The sequence below is a fragment of the Rothia sp. CCM 9418 genome (assembly GCF_048512825.1).
Taxonomy (GTDB): Bacteria; Actinomycetota; Actinomycetes; order Actinomycetales; family Micrococcaceae; genus Rothia.
In genome coordinates this window covers 49,349-66,130 of sequence record NZ_JBLXXX010000001.1, presented here as the reverse complement: position 1 = coordinate 66,130, position 16,782 = coordinate 49,349, and the positions used below count along the sequence as shown (strand labels likewise).

The window sequence follows — 16,782 nt, the reverse complement described above, 5'->3', positions numbered from 1 at the left end:
TAGACTATGGACGGCAGAGTTTTTCTATGTGCAGGAGAATCATGACATACGTGGATATTGCAGAAGATAACTACCAGCGTGTTCGTATCGATTTAGCATATGATGGCACTCCCTTCGCAGGCTGGGCAAAGCAGCCTGGGCTTGTGACGGTTGAGGGCTGTCTTGAGCAAGCTCTTGAGATGATTATTCGCACTCCTGTTCGTCTGGTTGTCGGCGGTAGGACAGATGCTGGCGTTCACGCTACGCATCAGGTTGTTCATTGTGATATTGAGCGTAATCGCTGGGAGAGTCTTCCTGGGCGGAGCCAAAGCTTGCCGGCTGAGGCGTTGAATCGTCGTCTTAGGGGAGTGCTGGCAAGGGTACTCACTGAGGCTGAAAAAGAGCTGGGACTGCCTACTCGTTTTAACGGTTTTTTGCACGGAAGTATCCGCATTCTTGCGGTTTCTGCTATCTGCCACACGTTTGATGCTCGTTTTTCTGCTACTGGGCGCTCTTATCGTTACCTAATTGACGATGGGAGTAGTTGTTTTGGGGATTCTGCTTTGTATCGTCGTTTAGCGTGGCAGGTAGATACTCCGTTGGACGTTGCCTTGATGAATGAATCGTGTGAGAGGTTATTGGGGCTTCATGATTTTTTGTCATTTTGTAAGCCTCGTGAGGGGGCAACAACTATTCGGCAACTACGTGAGTTGAGCTTTCATCGCACAGAACAAGGCCTGATTCGTGCTGATATTAGAGCTGATGCTTTTTGTCATCATATGGTTCGTTCCTTGATTGCTGCAGCAGTTTTGGTCGGTTCTGGTGCTCACGATGGTGAGTGGCTAGGGGATAGAGTCAAAAACCCGTTGCGAGACTCTCAGATACGTCTTGCGCCACCATGGGGGCTGGCCTTATCTGAGATTACCTATCCTGAAGAAGCAGCTTTTGAAACGCAAGCTCGTCAGGCTAGAGCTCGTCGAGAGCTTTGATGTGATGGGGAACTCGAAATTAAAAGAGATTCCTGTGGATTAACTGGCTGTGCTCATGTATAGTCTTATATATTGTGCGTGTTCTGTCCTGGTTGAAATACCTTCAGAAATAGCTCAGTTGCAGAGCAAGTATTTGTGAAGCGTACAGGATATAAGAACAGCAGATGCGTTTGGTCCTCACCCAAACCCTGTTGACCGCATATAAGTAATTAGGCGCGATACCCAACTAAGCGCCAACTGTTCAAACGAGACAAAGGCGAAATTTTGCGCACTTACACTCCGAAACCCGGTGAAGTAGAACGCCAGTGGCACGTCATTGACGCTACTGACGTAATCCTGGGTCGTCTTGCCAGCCAGACCGCAACACTGCTGCGCGGAAAGCACAAGCCGACTTTTGCTCCTCACGTTGATACTGGCGATTCTGTCATCATCGTTAACGCAAGCAAAGTTGCACTAACCGGTGCAAAACTAGAACAAAAGCGTGCTTACCGTCACTCCGGTTACCCGGGTGGACTGAAGTCAGTTTCTTACGCAGAACTTTTGGAATCAAATCCAGTTCGTGCTGTAGAGAAAGCTGTTAAAGGCATGCTTCCTAAAAATAAGCTTGCAGCACAGCAGCTGAAAAATCTTAAGGTTTATGCAGGTGCAGAGCACTCGCATGCTGCACAGCAGCCTAAGACCTTCGAAATCACTCAGGTCGCCCAGTAATTCGGGCCAACGAAAGAACATTAGGAGAAATCGTGGCTCAGAATGAAGAGCAGATCGTAGTAGAAGAAGAGCTAACCAGCTACACTTCTGAATCTTCCGCTCCCGTAGCAGAAGAGGCAAAAGCATCCCGCCCAGCGCTCACCGTTGCAGGTGCAGCAGTTGGTCGCCGTAAGGCAGCAGTTGCTCGTGTTCGCGTTGTACCTGGCACTGGCCAGTGGACCATTAACGGTCGCGCACTCGAGAACTACTTCCCTAACAAATTGCACCAGCAAGAGGTTAACGAACCTTTCAAGATTCTTGAACTTGAAGGCGCATACGACGTCATCGCACGTATCCACGGTGGTGGACCTTCCGGTCAGGCAGGTGCTTTGCGCCTAGGTATCTCACGCGCATTGAACGAAATCGATGTTGAGAACAACCGTCCTACCTTGAAGAAGGCTGGCTTCCTTACCCGTGACGCACGCGTTATCGAACGTAAGAAGGCAGGTCTTAAGAAGGCACGTAAAGCTTCACAGTTCTCCAAGCGTTAATCTTCGCAACGAGAGCATTCGAGCTCTACACTGTTCAAAGGCAGGATTTCCCAAAGAGGAGATCCTGCCTTTGGCGTATTCAAAGCATATATTTTCTGGTATCGGAATTGTTCTTCACCATTGATTTCATTCTATGAGCAAAAAATCCTCTGCCTCAAGATAGCAGAGTAGGATGGAAAGGGTGTGCTGGTTCATCCAACACACCCGCTAATTAGGGTGTATGTGCCAGTAACACTGTGTCTCAGTTCTAAAGCTCTTTAGAATATGAATGGAACCAAAAGAAACTCAACGGAGAGGGCAGCTATGGTAGCTACCAATGGAAACAACGAGAATACCGAAGCTAAGGTTGAAAAACCTTCAGTTTCAGGAGGCGATACTCACCAGAAAGAAGCTATTAAAGCTGCTTTGAAAAAAGAGGTACGTCGCGTTTCTGTCGTTGAAGACTATTCAGCTGAGCTAGATGAAATTGCTTCATTGACGAAGAAACTTTCAGGTCAAAGTAGTGACTCTGATGCATGGAAAAAGGGTTACCCTTACGATAAAAAACTTTCACGTAAAGAATACGAGCGTGAGAAGAGAGCCCTGCAAATTGAGCTTTTGAAATTACAATTGTGGGTTAAAGAAACCGGACAAAAAATCCTCATCATCTTTGAAGGCCGAGATGCTGCCGGTAAAGGTGGATCCATTAAGCGTTTTACCGAACATCTTAACCCTCGCGGGTCACGGGTTGTGGCGCTAGAGAAACCCACCGAAATAGAACAAACCCAATGGTATTTCCAACGCTATATTGCCCACCTTCCTGCCGGTGGAGAAATCGTGATGATGGACCGCTCCTGGTACAACCGTGCAGGAGTTGAGCGTGTTATGGGCTACTGTAGCTCGCAGCAGTACTACGAATTTATGCGTGAAGTACCAGATTTAGAGCGTATGCTTGTGAACTCTGGTATTAAACTCATCAAATTCTGGTTCTCAGTGACTCGTGCAGAACAGCTAGCTCGCTTCAACTCTCGTCGTACCGATCCGGTCCGTCAGTGGAAACTCTCACCTACAGATTTAGCCTCTTTGGACAAATGGGATGCCTACACTGAAGCAAAAGAAGCAATGTTCTTCTATACAGACACTGGTGATGCTCCATGGACCGTTATTAAATCTAATGATAAAAAACGTGCCCGACTTGAGGCAATGCGTCATGTCTTGAGCCAATTTGATTACCCCAATAAAGATAAAGATGTTGTTGGTAACGTTGATTCTTTGATTATTGGTCCTGCTTCTGCAGTCTTTGACGATGAAGACCCTGAAAATCCAGAAGGATTTCCAATTCTCAAAGACGAGGATAATTAGACTAAAAGGCGTAGAATAGCCAGTGATGTCGAAAAGATTATTTGGAACCGACGGTGTACGCGGTCTAGCGAATGAGCTCATTACGCCAAGTATGGCTCTAGAGCTCGCGCAGGCTGCCTCCATCGTATTAGGGTTCAATACGGTAGAAAAAGGTACCCGACCCAAGGCACTTATCGCCCATGATTCCCGTATTAGCGGTGAGTTCATCGGATCTGCGATGATGGCTGGTTTTGCTGCTTCTGGTGTTGATGTGTGGGATGCTGGTTTAGTTCCCACGCCAGCAGCAGCATATTTGGTTGGGGCTACAGGTTCAGACTTTGGTGTGATGATTTCAGCTTCACATAATCCTGCTGAAGATAATGGGATTAAATTCCTTGCTCGAGGCGGTAAGAAGCTCGATGATGCCATCGAAGATGAGATTGAAGCGCTATACCGCTCCAAAGAGTTCAGGTACCCCACCGGTGGGGAAGTGGGGCGTATTCGTCCTCTCACTGATGGTGAAGACCGGTACGTGACGCACTTGCTTTCGACCATTCCTGGCCATCAACGCCTCAACGGTCTGAAAGTTGTCCTCGACTGCGCAAACGGTGCAGCCTCAGGTGTTTCGCCAGATGCTTTCCGCATATTAGGTGCTGATATCGAGGTTGTTGCTGCCGCTCCTGACGGAACTAACATCAACAATGGTGTTGGTTCTACTCACCCAGAAAAGCTTCAGGAGATGGTCGTTAAACATGGAGCGGATCTTGGTGTTGCCCATGATGGTGACGCTGATCGTTGCATCGCAGTAGACGAACAAGGCAACCTTGTTGACGGCGATAAAATCATGTCAATCATTGCGGTAGCGATGAATGAGGCTGGAAAGCTTAAAGATAGCACCCTCGTTGCAACAGTGATGAGTTCTTTGGGACTTGAACTATATCTCCGAGAACAAGGTATCAAATTGGAGCGTACTTCTGTAGGTGACCGATATGTTCTTGAGACGATGAACGCTCAAGGATACAACCTTGGCGGCGAACAATCTGGGCATGTCATTATGAGTGATTATGCAACTACCGGTGACGGTGTGCTCACCGGTCTGCAACTTGCCGCAGAAATTGTTCGTACAGGCCTTCCTCTCTCAGAACTGGCTAGCCGCATGAAGGCAACTCCTCAATGCCTGATTAATGTTCCGGGAGTCGACCGTGATGGTGTTGCAACCTGTGAGAAGCTTCAACAAGCTATTGCAGAGGTTGAAGCGGAGCTCGGTGAAACTGGCCGTGTCTTGCTCCGCGCATCGGGAACGGAACCTTTGGTTCGTGTCATGGTAGAAGCCTCGGAGCAAGAGACTGCTGATCGTTTAGCAGCCTATTTAGCTGATATCGTCAAACGAGAACTGGGTTTGTAAGTGGCAAGGGGATTCTTCTCTAACACATCATAGATAAGAATCCCCTATATGCATTAGAACCTCAGACGGTTCTGATGCACAAAAGGAAAAAGGGAAAAAGTTACTCCCCATATCTTGTACAAGATATGGGGAGTAACTTTTAAGTATTTTATTGTGTTAGTTCAATAAAGGTTACTTGGAAAGAGCGTCGCGGATTTCCTTGAGAAGAACGATCTGAGGATCAACTTCTTCTGCTTCTTCTTCACCAGCTGCAATTTTAGCTGCGCGACGTTCGTTCATCTTGTTGATGGGGGTAACGATTGCGAAGTAAACAGCTGCTGCGATGAGGAGGAAGTTCACGACTGCGGTGAGGAATACACCAATCTTGATTTCGCCGAATACGAGGAAATCGTCGAAGCTGGGGGAGCCAACAAGCATTGCGATTGCAGGCATGATGACAGATTCAACTAGTGCGGTGATAACTGCGGTGAAGGCGGTGCCGATGATAAGACCTACTGCGAGGTCGACGACATTGCCACGGGTAATAAAATCTTTAAATCCATTAAGCATGTATATAAGAGTATCTTTGTCCTGAACTAATTTGAACGTTTAGAAAAGATATTTTCTCTTGAAAATGGTGTATTTCATCACATGGTGTGACATGGGATATTGACCTATCCTACTTTTTGAAAAAAATATTAGTTTTGTTCATTTAGAGGTATGTAGGAGCCGGACCAAAACCCCAAAATGTTTCTAAACAATCAGCGTGAGATTGATAGTATCGTTGAGCCTCAGCAGCCCCGATATATCGAAAATGCCATGACTCATAGAAATAGCCAGTAAGCTCATGCTTCCAATACGGAAAACGCAGAATAAAGCCAAAACGGTGAGCTTGACGAGCAAACCATTGAGCTTCGGGAGTTTGAGAAAAACACACTGCAAGATTGCAGCCTCCTGAGGCTGAACCAATATCAAGAGCCAAACCTGTTTGATGTTCTGAATACCCAGGACGAGCAGAGGCAGTATCAGCTTGTTCCTTACCGTATGTGTTGACCCAATGCTTGTAGGTGTTAACTTGGTCTTCATATGATCGGTAGCCACTCAACGCTGTAGGGGATAGCCCCTGCCGTGTTGCCTCGAGAAACAGCGCCTGAGCGTGTTCAGCAGCTTCTGCACGTAGTAGTACTGGCCCAAAAGATACCAAATCCTGTGGATGATAGTGAATCGGTTCAAGCGGGTGGTGCTTGTTCACGAGAACAGATAAAGAATCGGACTGAAAATGATCGTCTGAAGACTCTGCCTTCAACGAAGGCTCCTCCACCTGTGGCGACTCTACCGGGTCTGAACCTACCGTGGGTTTTTGCCTCAATTGACCCCGTTGAGATGATTCTTTATACTCTTGAGCCTGTTCAATATGAGAGGTACATGAGCATAAAGGAAGAGCTGCCGCAGCCGATAAAAACCATCGACGGTCAAAAGAACGAGAGCCTGTCATCAACATTAATTCTTTCTCAAGAGCACACGAGAAATACTATGATCTGCTCCTTTAGAAAGAATCAGCTTTGCACGTGCCCTTGTCGGACGAACATTTTCTAAGAGGTTAGGTTCATTAATGCTCCTCCAAATTGATGTTGCAATTTTTATTGCTTCATCATCTGAAAGGTCTGCATAACGATTAAAATATGAATCTGGATTTTGAAAAGCATGATCACGCAACGATAAAAAACGATCAATATACCAGCGTTCAATGTCGCTTGTTCGAGCATCAACATAAATAGAAAAATCAAAGAAATCGCTCAATGACAATGCTGCTTGGCTTTGACCTCGTAATTTAGGTGGAGCCAAGACGTTAAGCCCCTCCACGATTAAAACGTCAGGTGAGGTTACCTCAATTTTTTCATCAGGAATGATGTCGTAGAACAGATGTGAATACTTTGGTGCACTCACTTGAGGAACACCAGACTTTACATCAGCAATAAAACGCAAAAGTGCCCGACGGTCATAAGATTCTGGAAAACCTTTACGCGCCATAATTCCACGGCGTTCAAGTTCAGCATTGGGATAGAGGAATCCATCTGTTGTAATAAGCTGAACATCTGGTGTAGAAGGCCAACGGCTAAGCAATGCTTGAAGTAGGCGTGCGGTGGTTGACTTACCAGCTGCTACAGAACCTGCAACCCCGATAATAAAAGGAACACGACGCTGTGATAACCCAAGAAAATCATTGGTCATACGATTAATAGATGCGGTGGAATTGGCATACAGATTCAATAAGCGAGACAACGGAAGATACACATTACGCACTTCTTCGACATCGAGAGTTTCTCCCAACCCGCGTAATTGTTCAATTTCAGATTCGCTAAGTGGAACCTCAATTTCTGAGGAAAGACGCGACCACGTGGCACGATCTAATTCCATAAACGGTGAGTGTCGCGATAATAAAGGGGCTGAGCTCATTGAACATATTTTAGTTCTCTTCACCTAGAAAAACTCCAATATAAGGGCTTTAGCAAGAACGTGTCAGAAGATAAAAGAACAATGAGTGTCCAACACTGCGCGTGGCACACACCTAAAATTTTCACGGTTCTCAGGTAGTATTAGCTGTATGTGTGGAATTGTAGGATATGTTGGTCTGGGTTCTACCCCAGACGGTAAAAAATTTGATCACAACTCATATGATGTTGTCCTTGAAGGGCTCCGTCGCCAAGAATACCGCGGATACGACTCCGCCGGTATTGCTGTCATCGGCGATGCAGGCATCGAGTTCCGTAAAAAAGCAGGAAAACTAGTTAACCTCATCCAAGAGGTCGAAGAAAACCCCATTGCAGATTCTCATATCGGCATTGGACACACTCGTTGGGCAACCCACGGCGGACCCAATGACTCTAACGCTCACCCTCATGTCGTTGATAACAACCGTTTAGCCATCGTTCACAACGGCATTATCGAAAACTTCGCAGAACTTCGTGGAGAACTCAGCGCTAAAGGCGTTCAGTTCCTATCTGAAACAGACACCGAAATCGCAGCAAACCTCATTGCTGATATCTATAACAACCTCGAAGAAAAAGATCTCACCGAAGCTATTCGCCAAGCCTCTAATAGGCTTGAAGGTGCCTTCACCATTCTTGCTATCCACGCGGACTTCCCTGACCGCGTAGTAGCGACTCGTCGTAACTCACCATTGGTCATTGGACTCGGCGAAAACGAAAACTTCCTCGGCTCTGACGTCTCTGGTTTTATCGACTACACCAAGCGTGCCGTCGAAATGGGACAGGATCAAATCGTAACCATCACGGGAAATGATTACTCTATTATCGACTTCGAAGGAAACCCCGCAGAAGGTAAACCTTTCGATATTGAGTGGGATGCTGCCGCAGCAGAAAAAGGCGGATACGAATCCTTCATGGAAAAAGAAATCCATGAACAGCCAGCTGCTGTACGAGACACCCTTATGGGGCGTTTTGACGAAAACGGAAACCTTACTCTCGACGAACTAAAGATTGATGACAGTATCCTTCGCTCTATCGATAAAATTATCGTTGTAGCATGCGGTACCGCTGCATACGCTGGACAGGTGGCACGTTACGCAATCGAACACTGGTGCCGTATCCCCACAGAAGTTGAACTAGCACACGAGTTCCGTTACCGTGACCCCATCGTTAATGAGAAAACCCTTGTTGTTTCTCTCTCACAATCAGGGGAAACGATGGATACTCTGATGGCAGTACGACACGCACAAGAACAAGGCGCAAAAGTTGTCTCTATCTGCAACACCACCGGCTCAACCTTGCCACGTGAATCTGACGCGGCACTATATACCCACGCCGGGCCAGAAATTGCTGTAGCTTCAACGAAAGCGTTCTTGTCACAAATTGCAGCAGCCTACCTGCTAGGTCTTTACCTTGCTCAGCTTCGTGGCAATATGTACAAAGATGAGATTCAGCAGGTCTTGAGCGAGTTGCAAGCGATGCCCGAGAAAATTCAAGAACTTCTCACTAAAGAACAACAAATCAAAGACCTTGGTATCTCCATGAAAGATGCTAAGTCTGTGTTGTTCCTCGGCCGTCACGTCGGGTTCCCCGTGGCACTTGAAGGCGCTCTTAAACTCAAAGAGATTGCTTACATCCATGCAGAAGGCTTCGCAGCCGGCGAGCTGAAACACGGACCTATTGCTCTTGTCGAAGAAGGACAACCTATTTTCGTTGTTGTTCCTTCACCTCGTGGACGAGACTCTCTGCACTCTAAAGTTGTCTCTAACATCCAAGAAGTACGAGCACGTGGCGCAGTAACCTTGGTGATTGCAGAGGAAGGCGATGACGCAGTTCTCCCATACTCTGACCATGTCATCACCTACCCTCAGTGCCCAGCTCTCCTTCAGCCTCTACTGGCAACTGTGCCACTGCAAATCTTTGCATGTGCACTTGCCGGAGCTAAAGGCTTAGACGTTGACCAGCCACGTAACTTGGCAAAATCTGTGACAGTGGAATAGAATCGCAAACCATCAACGGGACAAAATCCTTGTAGTACCGTTGAGGTGAATTCTTCAGGGGGTGGAGAACCATGAATAATGGTTCTCCACCCCCTGACTTATTAGGGTGAAGCATGGGGGAGTAGTAGATGATTATTGGGACAGGCATTGACGTTGTCAATATCGACCGATTCGAAAAAATAATCCATAAAACACCGGCATTACGCCAGCGACTCTTCAGCGAAGAAGAACAGCAAAAACCGATACGCTCACTGGCAGCACGTTTTGCTGTTAAAGAAGCTGTTGCAAAAGCTCTAGGGGCACCATCAGGGCTGTCATGGAAAGACTGCTCTATCGTAAATAACGTTAGCGGAGAGCCTCAACTGCTTCTGTCGGGGACGGTCAAATCCTATGCCGAAAAATTATCTATCAACCGCTGGCATATAACGCTAAGCCACGATGAACCAATAGCCACTGCTATGGTGATAGCAGAACATCTTAGCGCCGAAGAACTAAAACTTCTCAGAACCATAGAACATCTTAAAAAGAGTAACTAGCGCCGAGTAACTTCAAAAGATCTCAAGGATGGACGGTCGATATGGATTATTTAACAGGCATAGACGAATACTACAAAACATATTCTCGTGAAAACCTCCAAAGCGATATACTTCTGCCCACCCCCTCTGACCATAAATACACTCGTGGAGTTTTAGGTATTGTCGCAGGCAGCTCAGAATATCCTGGTGCTGGATTGCTGACCACAAAAGCTGCGGTATACAGCGGGGTGGGTATGGTGCGCTTCCTTGGGGCTGAAGCCCTCAACGTCCTTATACATATACACGTTCCAGAAGCTGTATGTACTACAGACCGTGAGAAGATGCCTACCCCTGACGCGTGGTGTGCAGGTTCTGGCGCCACAGGAGAAGAACGACAAGAACTTCTCGAACGAATCATTGCTGAACCGATTCCGGCAGTATTAGATGCTCAAGCGTTACCCTATTTTGCTCAAGCTATTGCCCTGAACGGTACATCTCAGGCTCCTCGTATTGTGACTCCTCACGCTGGCGAACTGCATCAAATGCTTACTTGGATTGCTTCGCTTAACCCAACCTTGTGGAATCAGTACAACTCACAAGAAGTCCCACCACAACAAGAGATTCTCAAAAACCCCGGATACTGGGCTAGGCACACTGCTCAGCTAACGGGTGCAACGGTACTTCTCAAAGGGCATACTAGCTATATCGCTAACTCCGAATATGAGCATGGTTATGCTCTTCAAGCGCCCCATAGTTGGCTAGCCACAGCAGGAAGTGGAGACACCCTAAGCGGAATTATCGGTTCGTTTCTTGCCACACACCAGGCTCATGCCAGAGAACAAGAATTATCGTTGTCAGCTGTAGATTTTTTGCGTGTTACCGCAAGCGCTGTAGCAATTCATCATCAGGCAGCGCAGAAGGTTCATAGTAGCAAATACGGGGGTCCAACACCACCTAGCCTAGTGACAGAATATATAGCGCAGGCTATTTCAGAGACATTCCTGTGATACCTCTGTGACGGTAATAAAAATTGGTGGGTTTCCAGCTCTGGAAACCCACCAATTTTTTAAAGATATTAAGAATGCTAATAGGCGCCTTTTTTCGCAAAGACTGCACGTACGGTGCGGAAGAGAATAATAAAGTCACCAATAATCGACCAATTCTCAACATAGTATAGGTCTAGGCGAATAGATTCTTCCCATGAGAGGTCAGATCGTCCAGAAACCTGCCATAGACCAGTAATACCTGGTTTGACTAGTAGACGGCGATATGCTTCTTCCTCATACTGATTGACCTCAGTTTCCAATGGAGGACGAGGGCCCACCAAGGACATGTCACCAACAAGCACATTCCATAGTTGAGGTAATTCATCGATGGAATATTTCCGGATGAACTTTCCAACTTTGGTCACACGAGGATCGTCTGCCATTTTGAAGAGGACACCATTTCCTTGATTCTGACCTTCTAGCTCTTTTTTGAGTTCCTCAGCGTTGGTCACCATGGAACGGAACTTTGCCATCTTGAACGTCTCACCACGGTAGCCTACTCGCTCTTGGAAGAAAAATATTGGTCCTCCATCTAGCTTGATAATGATACCGACAACAATCAGTAAAGGAGCCAAAATAATAAGGCCTAACGCAGAACACACAATGTCAATAGTGCGTTTAACAAGGGCAGAGAAACCCTCCATACGAGGGGTTGATACGTGAATCAGAGGAACGCCGTTAAGTGGCTGGGTATGGATACGCGGTCCAGCGATATCAGTCATGGCTGGGGCCAGAATAAGCTTAATATGAGAAGCCGCAAGATCCCATCCCAAAGTTCTCAACTGTTTTGGGGTGAGCCTATGCCCTGAAGATACTGCAACGGCTTGAATATTATTCTCCACGCATACTCTAAGAATTTCTTGGGAGTCCGTGCTATAACCAAGAATTGGAGCTTCAACATCGGAGATGACTTTTCCTTCGGAATATCCAGGTAGATAAAAAGCAACCGGATTTAAACCTGAAAGTTGAGCTTCTGTCAAAATATCGTAAAGATGTTTACCAGACTCGGTATCCGAAATCACCAAAACACGGGTGAGAGCACGTCCGCGTCGACGCCAATGAACGAGGTAGCGACGTAGACTCCATCGAGCAGCTAATAGTAGTCCGACCCCTAGAGGATAGGCTATAAAAATATAGGTGCGGGCAAAATCTACCTTCGTCATGTACGAAAAAATAGCTAAGCCGCAGAAGAAATAGGTAGTAGCTTTGAAAACTAGACGATACTCATCGGTTCCTTGTCCTAGATACCGGATATTGCGAGAATTAGAGATATCAAGTGTGATAAACCATAAAATGGCAAGAACAAAACCCGTAGCAGTATAATTCCACGACGCACCAAAACGACCGAGCACTTCAGCGTTATTGAAACCAAAACTCACAATATGTGAAAAAATGATGGTGAACGTAATCACCAGAGCATCGCAGAGACATAAGGCCGCAACAACTTTAGGTTGCCAGGTTTTAAGACCGCGGTTTTCTGACCAACGTTGTTTAATGATGGTATTGCTAGCCACCTGAAGATTCCCCCGAATATTTCCCTAACATAAAGACCTAAGAGACACCCCTAAAAATTTGTATCTCCTAGTAAAACATCAGTATGTGAATAATACGCTATCTGACGTTATTGCGCTTCCCCCCATGATAATCCTATAGGTGCAGTAAACAGGCACATCACATCAAGAAGAAGGATAAATGTGGACAAAATTTCCTTAAAGAATGAATCTCATTAAGGTAAATAGACACAAACATGATGAACTGACGCTTAGCTAAGCCCCGCTTCTGTGAGAATAAACTCTATAACAGGGGCATATAAATGTGGAGTAACATTGTCATCCATTGGAACAACCTCCAAAATATGACCTTGTTCAGCAGAAACGAAAAGCCCCGGATCATTACAATCAGCAATACCAATAGTGTCAATACCAGCAGAAGCCGCAAAACCTGCTAAACCGTGATCTGCAATGACCAAATCAGGCACAACACCACGCTCAGATAATTGAGACAACGCAAGAGACATAGGCCCAGGAAAATGCGTATGCTGAAGCCCCCCATACTGCTCAAAAACAACGACATCAAAAATCTGGCGAAGATCCCCATCTAAAAACCGTTCACCCTCGCGAATACTCAGAACCTGCGCCCCACGAGAACGAGCCGCATATGCCATCTGCGCATAAATCGGAAACAGCCCAGCTGGGTGCCCCGTCGCAAAAAGAAGCGACTTCTTCTCACGGACCGCAGTACCAAAAATACGAGCGTAACGGCGCAAGGCCTCAACACACAAACGAGCGCTAATAGTATCTTGACCTGTACGATACTGCGGGTCATCTACGATGCCCACTCGACGAGTCATCACCTCAAAAACATCGTCGTACGTCCAAGAGCGAGTCCATTTCACCCCAAACTCTAAATGTTCATTACCGTCAATAAACCCCTGAACATGGCTGAGATTATTCTCTCGAGGAGTCGCAACCTCACCCGTAATTTTAGAGGCATCTAAATACGCCATAAACTCATCATCAGACATCGTAAAATGTTGAACACCAACACCCTGAGGATACATATTGCGCTCCTTCGACAAAACAGAAACTTTTCTACGCCAAACTCATAAGAGTTCTATACAAGCTAAGCATATCTTCTGCACTATGCTCCCATGTTTTCACCCTCGCACGTTGAACACCATTGTGCCCCAATAAACGCCTACGTTGTGGCGAACGAACCATCCGCTCTAAAGCAAACGCCCACGCCTCAGGAGTGCGCGAAGCAACCAACACTCCACTAACGCCATCTGCAACAGCGCTTCTGAGACCATCAACATCACTTGCTAAAACCGCAGCACCACAGGCTTGAGCCTCTAACGCCACCAAACCGAAAGTCTCAGAAGAGGAAGGAACCGCTACAATATCCGCCTGACGGAAAAACTCCGCCAACTTTTCTGGAGGACATGAAGGATAAAAATCAATACACTCATCCACACCTAGCTCTTGGGAACGAGAGACAAGCTGTCGATGATACTCAGGGCTACCCTGCCCGATAAAAGCACACCTTATAGATATATCAGGAGGTAAAAGAGCAAGCGCCTCCACCAAAATATGCACACCCTTTAACGGTTGAGGACGTCCTGCAAAGACCAGAAAACATTGAGAAGAAGAACCCTCATGAGCACGGTGAGACGGTACTACGTCATGAAAAACATGAGTATCAACACCCGGAGGGATGACGACAACCTTCTCTTTCTGCACCCCATACCAACGCACCATCTGCTGAGCTTCATCAACAGTATTAACCACCAAAGATGTAACTTCTCGACATATCATCTGCTCACCCTCGTACCGAGCCTGAGGCTCACGATCTTCACCCTGCCCAGAACGAGCATCCTTAGCGGCGGCGGTTGTGTGCATGGTATGTACCCACGGCACAGAATAATCCTTCCATGCAATCTCTCGCAAAGAAAGAACACACATACCTGAGAGCCAATAATGAGAATGCACCACATCAGGCTTTTTTACCGCTGAACGAGATACAGCCATTGCAAAATCATCGACGACTAATGGAAGCTGTTCTTTTGCTGCGCCTACAGCAGAATCCACACGAACGTTATGTATAAGTGTCCGAGGTAAAAATTCAGATACCTGCACTGACTCTGAAGGAGAAGAAGAAGTATCTAACGTAAAAACCTCCACCGACAAGTCCGGATACAGCTTCAACAACGCCTGAAGAGAACGAAGAATATACACATTCATTCCACCAGCATCCGCGGTACCAGGCTGATCTAACGGAGAAGTATGCATCGACATAATATGAAGATGCATCCTAGAAGAGTTAGAAAAACTAAGCTGAGAAAAAAACTTTGTAGTATCGTGCTGCACCTTTTTACTGTATTGCACAATAAACACAGACGCACCTATTTATCCTTAAGATACGTCACGAATAGGATGCACTACACCACCAATAGAGGAACATGAGATACTAAAAACCACAAACCTCAGGAGTCCAACCATGCAACAAACACCCTCAAAATATCACCCAGATGAAAACGACCTCGAACGTCTAGCCATCATCAATACCCACGCTATCGGACACAACGTTCAAACCATCCGAAAAAATATTGGAAACCGAACACTAATCGCCATTATCAAAGCAGACGCCTACGGACACGGCGCAGTCCCCGTAGCAAAAACAGTGTTAGAAGCTGGCGCTGACATCCTTGGAGTGGTACACGTTAGCGAAGCTCTCAAACTCCGAGAAGCTGGAATTGAAGCGCCCCTGATTGCATGGCTCCACACACCCCGCACACCTTTCAAAGCTGCCATAGCACATAACGTCCAACTAGGCAGCTCTGGGTGGGACCTCGAGTACATCGCACAAGCTGCAGAACAACTGAATAAAACTGCTCACGTCCACCTCAAAATAGATACCGGCTTAGGGCGTAACGGATGCACCCCCGACCAATGGGAAACATTCTTCGTCCGCGCCAAAAAATATCAAGACCAAGGTCTTATCAACGTCTGCGGCATCTTCTCACACCTCGCCGTAGCAGATGAACCTCAACGTATCACCGAAACACAACAACAACTAACAAACTTCTCGGACGCCATACAACAAGCCCAAACACTAGGACTACACCCCAAATACATCCACTTGGCCAATACACCCGGAACCTTATGCGCAGGAGAAGGACTCTACGAACAAGAACTACTCGGTAACACCGTGCGAGTCGGTCTTGGACTTTACGGGCTGAGTCCTATTGACGGTAAAACCTCACAAGAACTGGGTTTGCAACCAGCAATGACACTGCAAACATACATTAGTGCAGTCAAAGAAGTCCCCGCCGGACAAGGAGTCTCTTACGGGCTCAACTACCGCACCTCACAACCGACAACATTGGCACTCATCCCCATGGGATACGCAGATGGTATTCCTCGTATCGCACAGAACGCACCAGTGCGTATCTACCGAGAAGGCTATCCAGCACAAAACCATACTGTCGTTGGAAGAATTGCCATGGACCAGATGGTGATAGATCTTGGCCAAGCCGGATTATCAGAGGATAAGCACGGATACTTAGACGCTCGCGTTGTCATCTTCGGAGATGGTGAAAACCCTCCTGTAGAAGCTTGGGCTGACGCTGCTCAGACTATCAACTATGAGATTGTCACTCGTATTTCTGCTCGAGTTCCACGAGTCTACCGTCCCTAAAAAAACACAGAACAAAGAATATGATGAACCAGACCGTAACTTTCGAACTGTCTTCTATAGAAGACACCCAAAAGATTGCAGAAGCCTTAGCACCACTACTACAACCAGCAGACCTCATCTTACTCAACGGCGAATTAGGAGCCGGAAAAACGACTTTTACACGTTGCCTTGGGCAGGGGCTCGGCGTACGTGACGGAATCATTTCTCCGACCTTTGTCCTTTCTCGAGTGCATCCTAACCTTCCTGACGGTATTCGCCCAGGTGGGCCTGACCTCGTCCACGTAGATGCTTACCGTCTGAGCAGTGCCGAAGAAATTGATGACCTTGACCTCGAATATTCTCTAGAACGCTCGGTGACGGTTGTTGAGTGGGGAGAACATAAAGTCGAACACCTCAGTGATTCTCGCCTAGAGATAGACATCATTCGGGCAACCGGAGGAGACGGAGAAATCCCGTTCCAACAGACCTCTAGCGACGATGACGCCGATGAACACAGCTCAGAGCCACGTACTATGATGATTCGTGGATACGGGCCTCGGTGGGACAGCACGAACTGGAACGCTATAATGCAAGCACTCTCGGCTGTCTTGAACGCTCAACAATAATCTTTGCTAAGGAAACCGCTA

16 protein-coding genes are annotated in these 16,782 nt (G+C 46.9%); 10 read left to right on the top strand and 6 right to left on the bottom strand.

Features of this window, described 5'->3' with window-relative positions; translation table 11 throughout:
• Positions 1-41: 41 nt before the first annotated feature.
• The 5 genes from truA (at position 42) to glmM (ending at position 4,931) form a co-directional block, all read left to right on the top strand.
• Complete coding sequence (truA, locus tag ACN083_RS00300; protein ID WP_419100843.1) at positions 42-968, top strand: tRNA pseudouridine(38-40) synthase TruA; 927 nt, start codon at positions 42-44, stop codon at positions 966-968.
• A 264-nt stretch (positions 969-1,232) separates the two neighbouring features.
• Positions 1,233-1,676: a 50S ribosomal protein L13 gene (gene rplM / locus ACN083_RS00295; RefSeq protein WP_419100842.1), complete on the top strand. Its 444-nt coding sequence runs from the start codon at positions 1,233-1,235 to the stop codon at positions 1,674-1,676.
• A gap of 32 nt (positions 1,677-1,708) precedes the next feature.
• Positions 1,709-2,206, top strand: coding sequence for a 30S ribosomal protein S9 (gene rpsI / locus ACN083_RS00290; protein WP_419100841.1), 498 nt, complete (start codon positions 1,709-1,711; stop codon positions 2,204-2,206).
• A gap of 303 nt (positions 2,207-2,509) precedes the next feature.
• The gene (gene ppk2 / locus ACN083_RS00285; protein WP_419100840.1) at positions 2,510-3,547 is read left to right on the top strand and encodes a polyphosphate kinase 2; all 1,038 of its coding nucleotides are present in this window, start codon (positions 2,510-2,512) and stop codon (positions 3,545-3,547) included.
• Positions 3,548-3,572: 25 nt separating this feature from the next.
• On the top strand, positions 3,573-4,931 hold the full coding sequence (glmM, locus tag ACN083_RS00280; RefSeq protein ID WP_419100839.1) for a phosphoglucosamine mutase: 1,359 nt from the start codon (positions 3,573-3,575) through the stop codon (positions 4,929-4,931).
• A gap of 171 nt (positions 4,932-5,102) precedes the next feature.
• On the opposite strand, the gene mscL is transcribed toward glmM, so the two are convergent.
• From mscL to coaA, 3 genes are all read right to left on the bottom strand, one after another.
• Positions 5,103-5,480 carry a large conductance mechanosensitive channel protein MscL gene (gene mscL, locus ACN083_RS00275; RefSeq protein ID WP_419100838.1) on the bottom strand — a complete coding sequence of 126 codons (378 nt, stop codon included), beginning with the start codon at positions 5,478-5,480 and terminating at the stop codon, positions 5,103-5,105.
• A 142-nt stretch (positions 5,481-5,622) separates the two neighbouring features.
• Positions 5,623-6,405 (bottom strand): M15 family metallopeptidase, encoded by a 783-nt coding sequence (locus tag ACN083_RS00270; RefSeq protein ID WP_419100837.1) that lies wholly within the window; start codon positions 6,403-6,405, stop codon positions 5,623-5,625.
• A gap of 5 nt (positions 6,406-6,410) precedes the next feature.
• Complete coding sequence (gene coaA, locus ACN083_RS00265; protein ID WP_419100836.1) at positions 6,411-7,367, bottom strand: type I pantothenate kinase; 957 nt, start codon at positions 7,365-7,367, stop codon at positions 6,411-6,413.
• 148 nt (positions 7,368-7,515) lie between these two features.
• On the opposite strand from coaA, the gene glmS reads away from it, so the two are divergent.
• From glmS to ACN083_RS00250, 3 genes are all read left to right on the top strand, one after another.
• The gene (glmS, locus tag ACN083_RS00260) at positions 7,516-9,399 is read left to right on the top strand and encodes a glutamine--fructose-6-phosphate transaminase (isomerizing) (RefSeq protein WP_419100835.1); all 1,884 of its coding nucleotides are present in this window, start codon (positions 7,516-7,518) and stop codon (positions 9,397-9,399) included.
• 128 nt (positions 9,400-9,527) lie between these two features.
• On the top strand, positions 9,528-9,935 hold the full coding sequence (locus ACN083_RS00255; protein ID WP_419100834.1) for a holo-ACP synthase: 408 nt from the start codon (positions 9,528-9,530) through the stop codon (positions 9,933-9,935).
• A 41-nt stretch (positions 9,936-9,976) separates the two neighbouring features.
• On the top strand, positions 9,977-10,921 hold the full coding sequence (locus ACN083_RS00250) for an ADP-dependent NAD(P)H-hydrate dehydratase (protein WP_419100833.1): 945 nt from the start codon (positions 9,977-9,979) through the stop codon (positions 10,919-10,921).
• A gap of 77 nt (positions 10,922-10,998) precedes the next feature.
• Here the strand turns inward: ACN083_RS00250 and ACN083_RS00245 are convergent, their stop codons facing one another.
• The 3 genes from ACN083_RS00245 to ACN083_RS00235 form a co-directional block, all read right to left on the bottom strand.
• On the bottom strand, positions 10,999-12,474 hold the full coding sequence (locus tag ACN083_RS00245) for a sugar transferase (protein WP_419100832.1): 1,476 nt from the start codon (positions 12,472-12,474) through the stop codon (positions 10,999-11,001).
• Positions 12,475-12,722: 248 nt separating this feature from the next.
• Positions 12,723-13,520 (bottom strand): phosphatase, encoded by a 798-nt coding sequence (locus ACN083_RS00240; protein WP_419100831.1) that lies wholly within the window; start codon positions 13,518-13,520, stop codon positions 12,723-12,725.
• A gap of 31 nt (positions 13,521-13,551) precedes the next feature.
• On the bottom strand, positions 13,552-14,754 hold the full coding sequence (locus tag ACN083_RS00235) for a glycosyltransferase (protein ID WP_419100830.1): 1,203 nt from the start codon (positions 14,752-14,754) through the stop codon (positions 13,552-13,554).
• A 202-nt stretch (positions 14,755-14,956) separates the two neighbouring features.
• Between ACN083_RS00235 and alr the strand changes: the two genes are divergently transcribed.
• Entirely contained in the window at positions 14,957-16,156 is a 1,200-nt protein-coding gene (gene alr / locus ACN083_RS00230; RefSeq protein ID WP_419100829.1) for an alanine racemase, read from the top strand.
• 20 nt (positions 16,157-16,176) lie between these two features.
• Entirely contained in the window at positions 16,177-16,761 is a 585-nt protein-coding gene (tsaE, locus tag ACN083_RS00225; protein ID WP_419100828.1) for a tRNA (adenosine(37)-N6)-threonylcarbamoyltransferase complex ATPase subunit type 1 TsaE, read from the top strand.
• Positions 16,762-16,782: the final 21 nt, after the last annotated feature.

Coding starts and splice junctions, on each gene's coding strand:
- glmS (WP_419100835.1), top strand. CDS start 7,516: ATGTGTGGAATTGTAGGATATGTTGGTCTGGGTTCTACCCCAGACGGT.
- truA (WP_419100843.1), top strand. CDS start 42: ATGACATACGTGGATATTGCAGAAGATAACTACCAGCGTGTTCGTATC.
- ACN083_RS00240 (WP_419100831.1), bottom strand. CDS start 13,520: ATGTATCCTCAGGGTGTTGGTGTTCAACATTTTACGATGTCTGATGAT.
- ppk2 (WP_419100840.1), top strand. CDS start 2,510: ATGGTAGCTACCAATGGAAACAACGAGAATACCGAAGCTAAGGTTGAA.
- ACN083_RS00255 (WP_419100834.1), top strand. CDS start 9,528: ATGATTATTGGGACAGGCATTGACGTTGTCAATATCGACCGATTCGAA.
- ACN083_RS00250 (WP_419100833.1), top strand. CDS start 9,977: ATGGATTATTTAACAGGCATAGACGAATACTACAAAACATATTCTCGT.
- alr (WP_419100829.1), top strand. CDS start 14,957: ATGCAACAAACACCCTCAAAATATCACCCAGATGAAAACGACCTCGAA.
- ACN083_RS00235 (WP_419100830.1), bottom strand. CDS start 14,754: ATGTCGATGCATACTTCTCCGTTAGATCAGCCTGGTACCGCGGATGCT.
- tsaE (WP_419100828.1), top strand. CDS start 16,177: ATGATGAACCAGACCGTAACTTTCGAACTGTCTTCTATAGAAGACACC.
- glmM (WP_419100839.1), top strand. CDS start 3,573: ATGTCGAAAAGATTATTTGGAACCGACGGTGTACGCGGTCTAGCGAAT.
- coaA (WP_419100836.1), bottom strand. CDS start 7,367: ATGAGCTCAGCCCCTTTATTATCGCGACACTCACCGTTTATGGAATTA.
- ACN083_RS00270 (WP_419100837.1), bottom strand. CDS start 6,405: ATGACAGGCTCTCGTTCTTTTGACCGTCGATGGTTTTTATCGGCTGCG.
- mscL (WP_419100838.1), bottom strand. CDS start 5,480: ATGCTTAATGGATTTAAAGATTTTATTACCCGTGGCAATGTCGTCGAC.